The sequence below is a fragment of the Shimazuella sp. NTD247 genome, assembly GCF_059510415.1.
Map to the genome: position 1 here is coordinate 360,653 of NZ_JCAJZU010000001.1, position 13,342 is coordinate 373,994.

The 13,342-nt window shown below is 35.5% G+C and carries 11 protein-coding genes; 9 read left to right on the forward strand and 2 right to left on the reverse strand.

The annotated features are described in order from the left end of the window. The first annotated feature begins 930 nt into the window (after nt 1–930). The 5 genes from AC5WOC_RS01705 to AC5WOC_RS01725 all read left to right on the forward strand — a co-directional run bounded on the left by AC5WOC_RS01705 (nt 931) and on the right by AC5WOC_RS01725 (nt 6,802). On the forward strand, nt 931–2,055 hold the full coding sequence (locus tag AC5WOC_RS01705; RefSeq protein ID WP_496053664.1) for a slipin family protein: 1,125 nt from the start codon (nt 931–933) through the stop codon (nt 2,053–2,055). A 198-nt stretch (nt 2,056–2,253) separates the two neighbouring features. Further along, on the forward strand, nt 2,254–2,733 hold the full coding sequence (locus AC5WOC_RS01710; protein ID WP_496053665.1) for a GNAT family N-acetyltransferase: 480 nt from the start codon (nt 2,254–2,256) through the stop codon (nt 2,731–2,733). 305 nt (nt 2,734–3,038) lie between these two features. Continuing rightward, nucleotides 3,039–4,031: an NAD(P)/FAD-dependent oxidoreductase gene (locus AC5WOC_RS01715; RefSeq protein ID WP_496053666.1), complete on the forward strand. Its 993-nt coding sequence runs from the start codon at nt 3,039–3,041 to the stop codon at nt 4,029–4,031. A 206-nt stretch (nt 4,032–4,237) separates the two neighbouring features. Further along, nucleotides 4,238–5,914: an NAD-dependent malic enzyme gene (locus AC5WOC_RS01720; RefSeq protein WP_496053667.1), complete on the forward strand. Its 1,677-nt coding sequence runs from the start codon at nt 4,238–4,240 to the stop codon at nt 5,912–5,914. A 189-nt stretch (nt 5,915–6,103) separates the two neighbouring features. Beyond that, on the forward strand, nt 6,104–6,802 hold the full coding sequence (locus AC5WOC_RS01725) for a hypothetical protein (protein WP_496053668.1): 699 nt from the start codon (nt 6,104–6,106) through the stop codon (nt 6,800–6,802). Between the two features lie 517 nt (nt 6,803–7,319). Here the strand turns inward: AC5WOC_RS01725 and AC5WOC_RS01730 are convergent. Next, nucleotides 7,320–7,550 (reverse strand): hypothetical protein, encoded by a 231-nt coding sequence (locus AC5WOC_RS01730; protein WP_496053669.1) that lies wholly within the window; start codon nt 7,548–7,550, stop codon nt 7,320–7,322. Between the two features lie 231 nt (nt 7,551–7,781). On the opposite strand from AC5WOC_RS01730, the gene AC5WOC_RS01735 reads away from it, so the two are divergent. The 3 genes from AC5WOC_RS01735 to AC5WOC_RS01745 all read left to right on the forward strand — a co-directional run bounded on the left by AC5WOC_RS01735 (nt 7,782) and on the right by AC5WOC_RS01745 (nt 11,630). Next, on the forward strand, nt 7,782–8,855 hold the full coding sequence (locus AC5WOC_RS01735) for an NAD(P)H-dependent flavin oxidoreductase (protein ID WP_496054144.1): 1,074 nt from the start codon (nt 7,782–7,784) through the stop codon (nt 8,853–8,855). A gap of 278 nt (nt 8,856–9,133) precedes the next feature. Then, complete coding sequence (locus tag AC5WOC_RS01740; protein ID WP_496053670.1) at nt 9,134–10,351, forward strand: ATP-grasp domain-containing protein; 1,218 nt, start codon at nt 9,134–9,136, stop codon at nt 10,349–10,351. A gap of 400 nt (nt 10,352–10,751) precedes the next feature. Beyond that, on the forward strand, nt 10,752–11,630 hold the full coding sequence (locus AC5WOC_RS01745; RefSeq protein WP_496053671.1) for a mechanosensitive ion channel family protein: 879 nt from the start codon (nt 10,752–10,754) through the stop codon (nt 11,628–11,630). 86 nt (nt 11,631–11,716) lie between these two features. On the opposite strand, the gene AC5WOC_RS01750 is transcribed toward AC5WOC_RS01745, so the two are convergent. Next, complete coding sequence (locus AC5WOC_RS01750; protein ID WP_496053672.1) at nt 11,717–11,914, reverse strand: hypothetical protein; 198 nt, start codon at nt 11,912–11,914, stop codon at nt 11,717–11,719. Nucleotides 11,915–12,279: 365 nt separating this feature from the next. Between AC5WOC_RS01750 and AC5WOC_RS01755 the strand changes: the two genes are divergently transcribed. Beyond that, the gene (locus AC5WOC_RS01755; RefSeq protein WP_496053673.1) at nt 12,280–13,299 is read left to right on the forward strand and encodes an NADP-dependent oxidoreductase; all 1,020 of its coding nucleotides are present in this window, start codon (nt 12,280–12,282) and stop codon (nt 13,297–13,299) included. Nucleotides 13,300–13,342 lie beyond the last annotated feature (43 nt).

Genomic DNA, 13,342 nt, shown 5'->3' on the forward strand with positions numbered 1-13,342 from the left:
GATTTAATCTAGTTTTTTAAGAAAATGCAAATATTTTCCGATTAATATACCTACATATGATTGCGCTTTCATGTGTTTGTAGTTAGTATAGGTGTCTACTATGTGATTTGTCAATTGCTAAATTATATCATTGTGAGCGAGAAAACCCACAGGTTTAATTATGGGATGAAAGCGAGCGTGGAACGTGGGCAATGAATTTTCCTTCACCTGTATCTTAAACAATCTGGTAATCGTGTTTTCCTGATAATCATGAAAAAACTGGGATAGTCGATCTGTTGATGTCTACAGATGTTAGCAGGTCGTCTATTTTTACGAACAAAAAAGCGAGAGTTTACCTTACTTGTGGAGATTTGCAACTTTCGATTCTTAATTACTATTCTCCCAATTGCATTAATTTTCTCTATTCGCTTGCTGATTTTTATTATATACTTGAACAGTTCTCTTTTCATTTGTTTCAGATCTCCAAACGGTCTAACGGTGCCTTTTTTCATTGATTCAAAGGTATGCCTGAAAAGCAAGAACACCTGTTAACCGAAAGGTCAGAGGTTCGAAACCTCTATCACCGCATAGGTGATTAGCTCAGGGGTAGAGCATTCGGCTATGGCTATAAATGGGGTTCGAATCCCCGATGGTTTTGGTAACCATATTGGTCAATATAACTCTCTATGTAAACCTTTCTAGAAAATTCTTATGCATCTGTGATAGATGGCAGGGGCGCTGAAATAGAATCCTTGTAGTGAAATGGATACCGGACAAGATGAATTTATTCTTATAGTGAATCATCTTCCCTTTACTTTATAAGTTACACCTATTCAGTCAAGTTAAGTGGAATGAACTGTAACAGTAAATAAAAAACTTGTCCTTAAGTTTCACTCCGCTAATATTTCAGAAGAATTTCTAGAAGGTTTCTAATTTTTGGGGTGATGTGTAATGTTTAAAGTGAAGATAAAAAATGATGAGAGAGGTTTGCTTTTCAAAGATGGAAACTATGTAAAATGTCTACAGCCAGGAAAGCATACTTTGAATCCATTTAAAAAATATAAAGTGATTTTAGCTGATGTGAATCAACCATTTGATCCCATAAATAAAAATATTAATATTTACTTGGAAGATCCAGAATTGCAAAAAGAACTGACTGTTATTGATATGAAAGATCACGAATTTGCGATTCATCTGGAAGATGGGAAAGTTGCGGATGTAATAAATGCTGGGAAACATGCATTTTGGAATATATTGAAAAAACATGATTTTATCGTTGTAGATCGACGAAATCCTGTAATCGATTCCAAAATTGATGTTTCGATTTATAGCCATCCATGTCTGTCCAAATATGTCACTTATCATCAAGTGATGAATCATGAGAGAGGTATTCTTTATTATAATAATGTTATACAGAAAGTTCTTGAACCGGGCATCTATGCTTTTTGGAAGAGTCCTGTTCAAGTGACAGTAGTAAATATTGATTTAAGACAACAGCAAATGGATATGACAGGGCAGGAAATCATGACTGAAGATAAAATCTCTATGAGACTTAACTTTGTCTGTCATTACAAAATAGTTGATCCACTAAAGGTAGTGCAAATCAAGTCATTTGAAGGTCAAATTTATATTATACTTCAGTTAATTTTAAGAGAATATATTGGAACAATGAAATTAGATGACTTGTTATTGCAAAAAAAAGAAGTGGGCAACTATGTATTACAAAAACTAAAAGAAAAGAACAGTGATTTTGGTGTGGAATTTCTATTCGCTGGTGTAAAAGATGTAATCCTGCCAGGAGATATAAAAGAAATATTAAATACAGTACTTATTGCAGAGAAAAAAGCCCAAGCAAATGTAATTACAAGAAGAGAAGAAACTGCATCTACAAGAAGCTTGCTTAACACTGCGAAATTAATGGAAGAAAACCAAACGCTTTATAGACTGAAGGAATTGGAATTTTTAGAGAAAATATGTGATAAAATCGGTAATATATCGTTAAGTGGCGGAGGAAGTTTACTGGAACAACTCAATACATTACTGACAGGTGGTCAAAACAAAGACAATCGTATATGAAATGATAAAAGATGTATGATCATTTGCTTTAATAAATAAAAAAGAACTGTGTTTTCTACAGCTCTTTTTTATTTATTTGTAAATAGTGTCTGAATATGGAACACATATTCACTGCCTAGATAGACTTGCACTATAAAAAATATCTATGATCTGTTTTTCGTAGTTGTGAATAATAAGAAGAAAAGAATGAGGATCGCAATGATTATTACTCCACTTAACAAAGATCTGATATATGACTTAGAGCGATTTATGAAACTAGGTTCCCCGTTTGTTCGTACCCGGGCCCAATCGGATTATTGGCTTTATGCTCAATTGTTTGCTTCGACATGTCTTGTTATGCTTAGCAACAGACAAATTATAGGTGTGCTTATCTCTTTTCGAAGTCAGGAGAATCCCGATGAAATTTATATTCAAGATTTACTTGTGCATCCAGATCACCGCAACCAAGGAATTGCGAAAAGGTTAATGGGAAAAATTCATGAAAAAGCCATCGAATGGAATTGTGTTCGTTTGTGGTTAACATCAGAGGCAGAGAATACAGCTGCACAAGCACTTTGGAGCTCTTTTGGATTTCAAAACACAGCAGGGGATAAGATAATTCATGGAGTATCTGTAGTTACTGGATTTAAGGGACATGGTAAGGATCGGGCAATCTATGAACTTTTGCTCTTGGATTAATGATGATTCATAATGAAAAAATAATAACAACTGACTGTTCCCACCACATAAATGGAGTGATGTATTTTTAATAAACGACATCCTCTCTTTTTAAAATGTATGGAAAGAATGCGTGTTATTAGTTATGGAGTTACTCGCTTTTCTCTTGTTGGTTGGGAGTGTAATCTTATCATCTGGTTTTGATAAGATAGAAGCAAAGCTCAGATTATTAGCACTTTGGAAGAAATACAAAGTTATATGTCATAGACAAAAGATTACTCATCTACCATCAAAATTGATGATTAGAGTAGAGAGGTGGAAAGATTATGGCAGTGAATGAAGAGATTTATGATATTACCATTATTGGTGGAGGTCCGGTTGGATTATTTGCGGCTTTTTATGCGGGTATGCGAAAAGCGAAGGTCAAAATAATAGAGAGTCTCGCACAATTAGGAGGACAATTAACAGCACTGTATCCAGATAAATACATTTATGATGTTGCTGGTTTCCCAAAAGTGAAAGCAGAAGATTTGGTAAAGGGTTTAATCAAACAGTTGGAGCCTTTCCCATCTACGATTTGTTTAGAAGAAACTGTAGAAAAAGTAGAGAAAAAATCGGATGGAATCTTTCAACTTCAAACCAATCAAGCTATTCATTACTCAAAAACGATCATAATTACCTCTGGAAATGGTGCATTTCAACCAAGAAAAATTATATTAGATCAAACAGAAACATTCGAACCTGCGAATCTTCACTATTTTGTTCAGGATATCGGTCGATTTACAAATAAAAAGGTATCCATCCTTGGAGGGGGGGATTCAGCCATTGATTGGGCGCTAATGTTAGAACCCCTTGCCCAAAAAGTGACACTGATTCACCGCCGAGATAAGTTCCGAGCACATGAGCATAGTATCGAATTATTGAAAAAGTCATCTGTGCAAATAAAAACGCCTTATGTGCCCACAGAATTAATTGGTGATAATTCGATAAATCAAATCGTAATGGAGCACACTAAGCATAAAACAAAAGAGATAGTAAATGTAGACGAAGTGATTGTATGTTACGGTTTTGTTTCCTCATTAGGTCCAATAAAATCTTGGGGATTAAACATGGAAAAGAACGCTATATTGGTCGATTCAAGACAAGAAACAAATATACAAGGGATCTATGGAGCGGGAGATATTTGCACATATGATGGAAAGATCAAACTCATTGTAACTGGTTTTGGCGAAGCAGCTACAGCTGTAAACAATGCGAAAGCATTTATGAACCCGGAGGCAAAAGTTCAACCAGTACACAGTACTTCTTTGTTTTCTTGAAAATCCAAAATGGTGTGAGTGAAATAACTATAATTTGGTTACTGGTGGAGAGTATATTCTTTTGACCTAAAGTACCTTCGTATAATATCATCTGTAACCTTACAAAAATCGTGTATTGTTTCTCTCATACTTTTGTTGATTTTTAGAGGACGGATGACAAGATCATATTCATAGATAAACTAGGTTTTATTGGAGGAGCTTTTAATATGTATGATCAGCAAGAAACAACACTACGCGGTCGCAGTATTTTAAAATCTCCAAGGCTAAATAAAGGGGTAGCTTTTTCATTGGAGGAACGTGAATCACTAGGGTTAAATGGACTACTCCCTCCAGCAGTATTGACCATTGAAGAGCAAGTAGCTCGTTCTTATGAGCAGTTTAAAGAACAGTTAGATGATCTTAGTAAGTATGTTTATCTGAGTTTATTACGAGCAAGAAATGAAATCTTATTTTACCGTTTAGTTTCTGAGCATATTAGCGAAATGCTGCCAATTGTATACACACCAACGATCGGACTAGCAATTCAACGGTACAGTCAAGTTTATCGCGGTCCAAATGGAATATATCTATCTATTGATGTACCAGATAGAATTGAAGAAGCATTCCGCAATTTAAGATTGAACCCAGATGATATTGATTTGATTGTCGCTACCGATGGAGAAAGAATTCTCGGCATAGGCGACTGGGGAATTGGGGGTATTGATATTGCCATCGGAAAACTTACAGTATACACAGCAGCTGGCGGCATAGATCCAAGCCGGGTTCTCCCAGTAATTTTGGACGTTGGAACGAATCGAGAAAGCTTACTGGATAATCGATTATACATTGGGAGACGACATCCAAGAATACGTGGAGAACGTTATGATGTTTTCATTGATGCGTTTGTCAAAACTGCTAATCGAATGTTTCCCAATGCTATGCTACATTGGGAAGATTTTGCTCAGCCGAATGCACGCCCAATCTTAGAACGATATCAACATAAAATCTGTACCTTTAATGATGATATTCAAGGGACTGGAGCTGTTTCCTTAGCGGTTGTATTGTCCGCTGTTCGCGCATCTGGTATTCCATTGGCACAGCATCGCATTGTTGTCTTTGGCGCAGGTTCAGCAGGTATTGGGATTGTTGAACAAATTCGAGATGCAATGGTTCGTAATGGTATGTCTAGAGAAGAAGCTAATCGCAGATTTTGGTGTGTTGATCGATTTGGATTACAAGTGGAAAATATGGACAGTTTAGCAGATTTTCAACGACCTTTTGCTCGTTCCACAGAAGAAGTAGCGAACTGGAGTCAGGAAGAAAATAGTATTATTTCTTTTGCTGAAGTCATTCAACAAGTACATCCAACGATTTTGATTGGAACATCTACTGTAGGTGGTGCATTTACAGAAGAAATTATTCGCGAGATGGCTGCTTATACAGATCATCCCATCATCCTGCCAATGTCTAATCCTACAGCTTCTTCTGAGGCTATACCAGCAAATTTAATTCATTGGACAGAAGGAAATGCCTTGATTGCTACTGGCAGTCCTTTTAACCCAGTAACCTATAAAGGAATAACGTATGAAATAGGTCAGGCCAATAATGCATTTGTTTTCCCTGGGATCGGATTAGGTACAATTGTATCGCAAGCGGTGCGAGTGACAGACAACATGTTGGCAGCAGCAGCAGAAGCGGTAGCAGATATGGTAGAAATGAAAGGGCTGGGCTCTTCGTTACTACCTCCAGTTGAGAAACTTAGAGAAGTATCTGTTGCAGTTGCAATACGTGTTGTTCAAACAGCGATTGCAGATGGTGTCGCGAAAAGGCATCCTGAAGATGTTTTACATGCTGTTCAATCAGCTATGTGGAAACCAGAATATCGTCCATTGGTTGGAATTTGATATTTTCCTTTATATAAAAACATGAGTATGACCACTTTAGCCATCGATAAGATGGTTTTTTTATTTTAGTAACTATATTTAATAGAATACACCTATTGCAAATATATAAGAAAAGTATTATAAAATATTATAAGAATTATAAATTTTAATATTTGATTATGAAGGAAACACAAAATAGAAGGAACACTAATGGAGCGAAATCAAATGAAAAATGAAAATTTGGAGCAAATGGCAGATTTTATTGTCTCTTATATGGATTTTAAGCAAATTATGGAACCTATCCAAATGGATGAAAAAGTTTATTTAAATGGAGCGAAACAAAGAAAATCTCAAAATTTATATTTTGATGCTACAAAAATGATATATAAAATATTAAATGAAAACGCTTCATCCTCAGAAACGAAAAGCTTTGCGAAAGAGCTTGAACAGAAAGTGAGGAATCATAAACAAATACAAGAGAAAGTTTCCCGAAATTTGGAACGATTAGTGTATGTCGCTAGAAGTAACAGCCATTCTATTGCCGCAATTCACCATGACTACTCTGCTTATTGTCCAGTTGATTATATTACGTTCCCTTCCTACCAAAACTCGATAGATAATATGGTTTATTTTTTAGAACTAGATAAGATAGTAGGAAAAGGGATTATGAGATCATATATAGACGAATTTACGACAATAGAAGGAATTAAGGAGAATTCTTTTTATGCAAAATGGATTGATTTAAATGGGAAGGAACTGGCATGGGAAGTGCCTTATTATGAGAGTAAAATAAGTTCGTGGTGGACGAGTTATCATGACATACAGCTTCCAGAAGATGTTCGTCCAGCAGAAGATCCTTTTGCTGTTGAAGCAGCCAAATGGTTTGAAATAAAAAAACAATTGTCTTGATTTTTGGAATATTCATACATCCGTTTTTGGAAAGTCTCTATACATTCTAGAGTAACTGATACAATAAAAAGCCTCCTCGGTATATGTAGCTCATTTGGGGGCGAAATAATTCATATATTATAACATTGCGAGCGAGAAAACCCACGGTTTAAATCGTGGGATGAAAGCGAGCGTTGAACGAGGGTAAGGAATATTCCTTACCCTCGTTCAATCCTTGGAAAAAAGCAAGTTTACAAACAAACATTCCCATGGTAATATATGTATAGTCGTGACAGACGAAAACCAAGTTTGCTCGCGGCAAAGAAGAAATCAACAAACATAAACCGTGGGGCGCACGGGGTTAGCTTGGTAATGAAATAGTCATGAGGCTATCGTCCCAAGAATCCAACGGCTTTAGCCGTATGAAGTTGTCAAAGAACTTAAAAATGATGGCATACATCTTATTTTTGTAAATCTGTATATTGTTCTTGTGCAATAAACCAGTAGAAATCAGAAACACAACTACTATTTACTTTATTCATAAGCTCTGTTGCTTCGGGTAAAGATAATACATGCTGCATTGCATCTTCTGTTCAAAAAGGGTATCTAATATCAATTGTATTCCGTCTTGGTTTTCGTCATATATTCTTGTAACTTTTGTTTCGATAATCCCAGGTAATGCATGGATATCTGGAATGATACTATCATAAAATGCTTGAAATTTATCTGGATCATCAATATTTCGGTAAAATGTAGTCGTTTTGATCATGACATTGAATCCTCCTAAAATTCTACTAGTTATTGCCTTTGTTCATATCCCATCGAGGTGGGTATAGGAATTTCTCTTTACCAATTCTATATGTATTTTGTCTGCCTATAAAACGTAATACTTCGTGAGAAGTTTTTCTTCTATAATTTTGTTCGTATCTTTCTGGAATATGCTCATGGGCGGAAACATTCATCAGTATTTAGTGGAAATTGTTAACTAGGGGGACAAATGATGCTAGAGGCGAGTGAGTTATTGTGTAGTCTCAATATAAAATATCCCATTTTCCAAGCACCGATGTCTGGTGGTCCTACCACACCTGAATTGGTAGCAGCAGTCTCAAATGCAGGGGGATTGGGGAATTTAGGTGCTGGATATTTAACTCCTGAAGTCTTGCGAAATACCATACAACAAATAAAAAAACGAACGGATTCCCCTTTTGGTGTGAATTTGTTTGTTCCTGAGTATCCAGTAGAATCAACAGAAGCGATCGATACAATGACGAATTTTCTCAATACATATCGCAAAAAATGGAGTATTCCCTTAAGTCCTGCAATTTCAAAGTATGCAGAGTCCTTTGATGAACAAGTAAAAGTGTTGCTGGAAGAAAAGATCCCTCTTTTTAGTTTTACATTTGGGATACCATCATCTGATGTGATACAGGCGATGAAGCAAAATGGTACGGTAGTTATGGGGACTGCAACAACAGTAAATGAGGCAGAAATATTGGAGAAAAGTGGAGTAGATGTCGTTGTTGCGCAAGGAAGTGAAGCAGGAGGGCATCGTGGTACTTTTTTGAAGGGTGAATCAAACTCAGAAATTGGAACGATGGCACTCGTTCCACAAATTGTCGATCATGTATCTATTCCAGTTATCGCTTCAGGCGGTATTATGGATGGCAGGGGACTTGTGGCAAGTCTATTTTTAGGAGCTAGTGCAGTCCAGATGGGCACTGTGTTTCTGACTTGCCCGGAAAGTGGAGCCCACGAAGTGTATAAGCAGAAAATTATTTCATCAAATGAAGATGCTACAGAGATTACTTATGCGTATTCTGGAAAAGCAGCACGTGGAATCAAAACACAATTGATGAAAGATATGCAACATTATTCTGGAAAGACTCCTCCATACCCCATTCAAAATGTATTGACAAGAGATATTCGCCAAGCTGCTGCACAAAGGAATAATCCTGAATTTATGTCGCTTTGGGCTGGTCAAGGTTTAAGATTAGCAAGTGAAAAATCAGCACACAGGATTGTTAAAGAAACAATGGAACAAGCATATTCGCTAGTTAAAAAGATGAAGATATGAAGTTATCAAAAAGAATTTGATACAGATCTATTTTGAGAGAGCAAATTGCTCTCTTTTTTATCGGATTTTTAAAAATAACGTACAAAAAATCGAATTTTTTTCATTAAACCATATATTATTGATATTTATATTTAATTTAAATAAAATTATTGTTAATTTGTTTGAGCGTGGCATTTAATTCTATTATAATAACTACTAAAGTAATACAAATGTACAAGGGTCACATGTTCATTTTTTGAATAATTATATATTACAAAATATTCGGGGCGGTGAATGAGTTGAGTATTCTGATACTTAATTTTGCATCTCATGAAAGATTACCTTATGATGAACTTCTAGCAACACAAAATGAAAAATTGGTGCTTTTTACTAGTAAAGAAACAGGATTTTCTTTCCCTGAAAATGCTTTTGCGCACATAGAAATTATAGAAAATTATATTAATAATCCTCTTATCTATCACCGTGCAATACAGTTAAATAAGCAGTTCTCTTTCCGGAAAGTAGTTGCAGCTTTTGAAGCAGATATTTTAATGGCTTCGAAATTGCGTGAATACTTTGAGATCGAAGGCCAAAATGTAAATAGTGCCATCAACTACCGAGATAAAGTGAAAATGAAGGAAAAAGTAGCTGCTTATGGTTTGCGTGTACCAAAACATAGAAGAATCTTTGATGTGGTTGATTTGCATTCTTTTATTGATCAAAACGGATTCCCCTTTATCATTAAACCGACAGATGGCTTCGGTTCAATAGGTACTACTATAATCCATTCGGAAGAAGAATTAGATTCTTTTATTTTAGGGAATCCAAATCTTTATAACCTAGAGGTAGAGGAGTATATCAATGGAACTTTACATACCGTTGATGGGATAATAAAAGAAGGAGAAGTTGCATTTATCAGTGTAACAGAAGCAGTCGGTGGAAATTTTATCGATTTGGATCACACTGGTATTACTGGAAGTAGTCAATTACATCCTAATAATCCACTGGCAAAACGTTTAGTGGAATACGGAAAAAATGTAACGAGAGCACTGGAAACTCCAAGTGATACTGCTTTTCATGCGGAGATTTTTCACACAGATAATGATGATATTGTATTGTGTGAAATAGCCAGTAGACCTGCTGGAGCTCATATAGCACAATGTGTAAAACATAGCTATGATGTAGATATGACTCAGATACATGTTCAATTACAAGGTGGTGTTCCGATTGAACTTCCCAATAATGGGGAAAATTATTCTCCGCAAAAACTGTCTGCATGGGTATACTTTAGCTTGGAAGAAGGAAAACTGCTGTCCTTACCTACCGAACAACCACCTGAATGGGTATATGAATATAAAGTTTATGGAAAAGTAGGACAAACATTCTCGAAGAATTCCTATGTTTTAACACGTCTAGCTCATATGTTAATTGAGGGCAGGTCAGAAGAAGAGTTAAAAGAACGAATTCGGATGATTTGTAAATGGTTTCAATCACAGGTGAAGTGGGATTGCTCTTAGTTTCTCGGATAAAAGTTATTAAAATACCCTTCCTACTATGGAAGGGTATTTTTTCGTATGTCATGCAATTTGGAAACGTACGTTAGCGATTGGGCTTGAAAAAGATGAAATGAAAAATAGTTAGGCTTTTGTGGATGTTTAGGAGTGATTTTATTGAACTTATTAGCATATATGTGCCAACAGTAGAGATGGAAGAAGTAAAGAAAAAATTTGACCAACCTAAGTTTCGTTTCAATATTATCATTATTTGGATTTCCAATTCATTGTCCTCAAAAACGTCTTTTTTTTTCCATCATTTGATAGTACTATTTTAACATATAGTTTATTTATTAAATGAAAATTGACATATTAAGAATAATTTTATATTTATTTTGTTGTATATAGAAGATGGGGGACTGTCATGTTTGAGGAGCAAAAAGATTTTCATATTCCAATAGAACCTTTTATCAAGCAAGCAAATGTTATTTTACATGGAATCATAAATGATCCAGTCACTTATTTCATTATTCCATTAGTAAAAATAATTTTGATTCTAGTCCTTACAATCATCGTTTCTCGTTTACTTGATAAATCGTTGGATTGGATGTTTCAGCACAGTAAGGTACATGGAAATCAAGCAAATACGCTGCATAAATTAATCAAATCTACTTGCAAATATATGCTGTACTTCCTATGTATGATCACGATAGTAATAAATATTGGATTCGATCCAACACCTATTCTTGCAGGAGCGAGTATTTTAGGATTAGCTATTGGATTTGGGGCACAGAGTCTTGTGAAAGATATTATTGCTGGTTTCTTTCTTATTTTTGAGAGACAACTAGAGGTAGGAGACGTAGTGCAAATAAATAACGATATGATAGGAACAGTAGAAGAAGTAGGACTGAGGATCACAAAAATTCGTGAATATAATCAACGGCTGCATTATTTATCGAATGGAGAGATTAATCAAGTTACTAACTATAATCGCGGAGAGATGAGAGCGATTGTTATTTTTACACTGCCTTATGAAACAGATATGGATATAACAGATAAGGTATTGCAAAGAGTTTGTGATCGGATGTTTGAAACATATCACTCTATATTAGTAGAAAAACCAGAGATTACAGGGATTACAAAGATTGATCAGATGGGCATGCATATCACCATATCGGCTTTATGTGTGTCGGGTGAGAATGTAAATGTGGAACGGAAAATACGAAAAGAAGTAATTTCAGCGTTTCAACATCATGGAATAGAAATAAATCATCCAAGCCAAATTTATATTTCTACAGGATGAAAGAGTAAAACGCAATGATCTGCGTTTTACTCTTTTTTGTTAGTACAAGATGATATTTAAAAAACTCGACTTGAAAGTTATATGTATTAAAATAGTTTTACAATGATACCGATCACCAGAAGAACAAACCCAATTCCAGATAAGAGAACAGCGAGAATGATTCCAATTATGTTTCCGCCGACTCCCGAGAAATCCATTCTTAAGATATCAAAAAATTGACTACCTAATCGAACAAAGCCAAAAATAATTCCAATGAGAATTAGTGCAATGCCTAACCATATCATGTAATTAACAACTCCTATACTTAATAGTAATAATTATATATATAAAATAGTATAACAATAAGATTCAAAGAATGATAGGTAGTATGTTCGTATGTTGCGAATTACAGTTATTAAGAAGAAGCTCTATGGTATTGAATTAAATTTGTATAAACAAAAGATAAGAAAAAATTTTGTTAAGTTTTCGAGTTATTCATTCCATATTTCATATCAGAAAAGAACTGACGTTTTGTTATCTCTCAGCCTTTGTTATAACAAATTGAATATATTTTCAAATTAATTTTTTTGGTTATTTTGTAGTATTCTATTTTTTTAGCTGTATATAAGTTAAAATGAAATATATTCTTATACATCAAGAGGTGGCATATATGACGACAAAGAATCGCTATTGGCTATTAGCTAGACGTCCAATAGGTAATGACTATGCTTCAGCACTAGAACTTATAGAAGAAGATATTCCAGCACTTGTTGAAGGTGATGTTCTCATTCGCAATGCCTATTTTTCGCTGGACGCAGGTACACGTATGTGGATGACTGCTCGTGAAGATTCTTACTCACCACCAACTCCGCTTAACTCTCCAGTGATTGGAATGGTCTTAGGCACCGTTATTGAATCCTGTCATCCCGATTTTCGACCTGGTGATTTAGCTCGAGCCTATGGACAATGGTCGGATTATTCGATTTCTAGACCAGATGAAACATATGTGGAGAGAGTTAGTTGGCAGCTTGATGACCTGCGGCAACACCTCGCTGTTTTTGGTCCAAATGGATGGACTGCCTATTTGGGAGTTGTCGAATATGGAAAAACAAAACCAGGAGATACCTTTGTTGTCTCAGCTGCATCAGGAGTTACTGGTGCATTAGCTGGCCAAGTAGCCTTACAGCTAGGTTGTAAAGTAATTGGCATTACTGGGTCTGCGGAGAAAGGTGCTTGGTTGACAGAGAAACTCGGATTTACAGCGACTATTGATTATCGGAAGGAAAACGTTGCAGCTCGCCTTAAGGAATTATGTCCAGAAGGAATTAATGTTTACTTTGATAATGTAGGCGGTTCCATTTTAGATGCAGCTCTTGAAAATATGGCTTTATTTGGTCAAGTAGCCGTATGCGGATTGTTGCTTAACTATGATAAGGAAGGGCCAATACCAGGACCTTATAAATTTGACCAAGTATTAATGAAGAGACTACAATTCACTGGCTTTTTCTCACCGGATTTTTACCATCGTGGTCCAGATGTCAATCGTATCATGCGGCCTTGGTATGAAGCAGGTAAATTAAAAATGGAATTTGATGTTACACAAGGGCTGGAGAATACTTTACATGCATACGAGAGACTTATTACAGGAAAAAAAGTAGGCAAATCATTGGTCCAAGTAGGAGACCTGTAATTAAAAATGATTTTAGCAAAACAGGACTATCCAAACGGGTGGT

Excerpts from the sequence above, each read along its gene's own strand:
- AC5WOC_RS01725 (WP_496053668.1), top strand. The coding sequence starts at position 6,104 with ATGGAGCGAAATCAAATGAAAAATGAAAATTTGGAGCAAATGGCAGAT.
- AC5WOC_RS01715 (WP_496053666.1), top strand. The coding sequence starts at position 3,039 with ATGGCAGTGAATGAAGAGATTTATGATATTACCATTATTGGTGGAGGT.
- AC5WOC_RS01710 (WP_496053665.1), top strand. The coding sequence starts at position 2,254 with ATGATTATTACTCCACTTAACAAAGATCTGATATATGACTTAGAGCGA.
- AC5WOC_RS01730 (WP_496053669.1), bottom strand. The coding sequence starts at position 7,550 with ATGATCAAAACGACTACATTTTACCGAAATATTGATGATCCAGATAAA.
- AC5WOC_RS01750 (WP_496053672.1), bottom strand. The coding sequence starts at position 11,914 with ATGATATGGTTAGGCATTGCACTAATTCTCATTGGAATTATTTTTGGC.
- AC5WOC_RS01720 (WP_496053667.1), top strand. The coding sequence starts at position 4,238 with ATGTATGATCAGCAAGAAACAACACTACGCGGTCGCAGTATTTTAAAA.
- AC5WOC_RS01735 (WP_496054144.1), top strand. The coding sequence starts at position 7,782 with ATGCTAGAGGCGAGTGAGTTATTGTGTAGTCTCAATATAAAATATCCC.
- AC5WOC_RS01755 (WP_496053673.1), top strand. The coding sequence starts at position 12,280 with ATGACGACAAAGAATCGCTATTGGCTATTAGCTAGACGTCCAATAGGT.
- AC5WOC_RS01745 (WP_496053671.1), top strand. The coding sequence starts at position 10,752 with ATGTTTGAGGAGCAAAAAGATTTTCATATTCCAATAGAACCTTTTATC.
- AC5WOC_RS01705 (WP_496053664.1), top strand. The coding sequence starts at position 931 with ATGTTTAAAGTGAAGATAAAAAATGATGAGAGAGGTTTGCTTTTCAAA.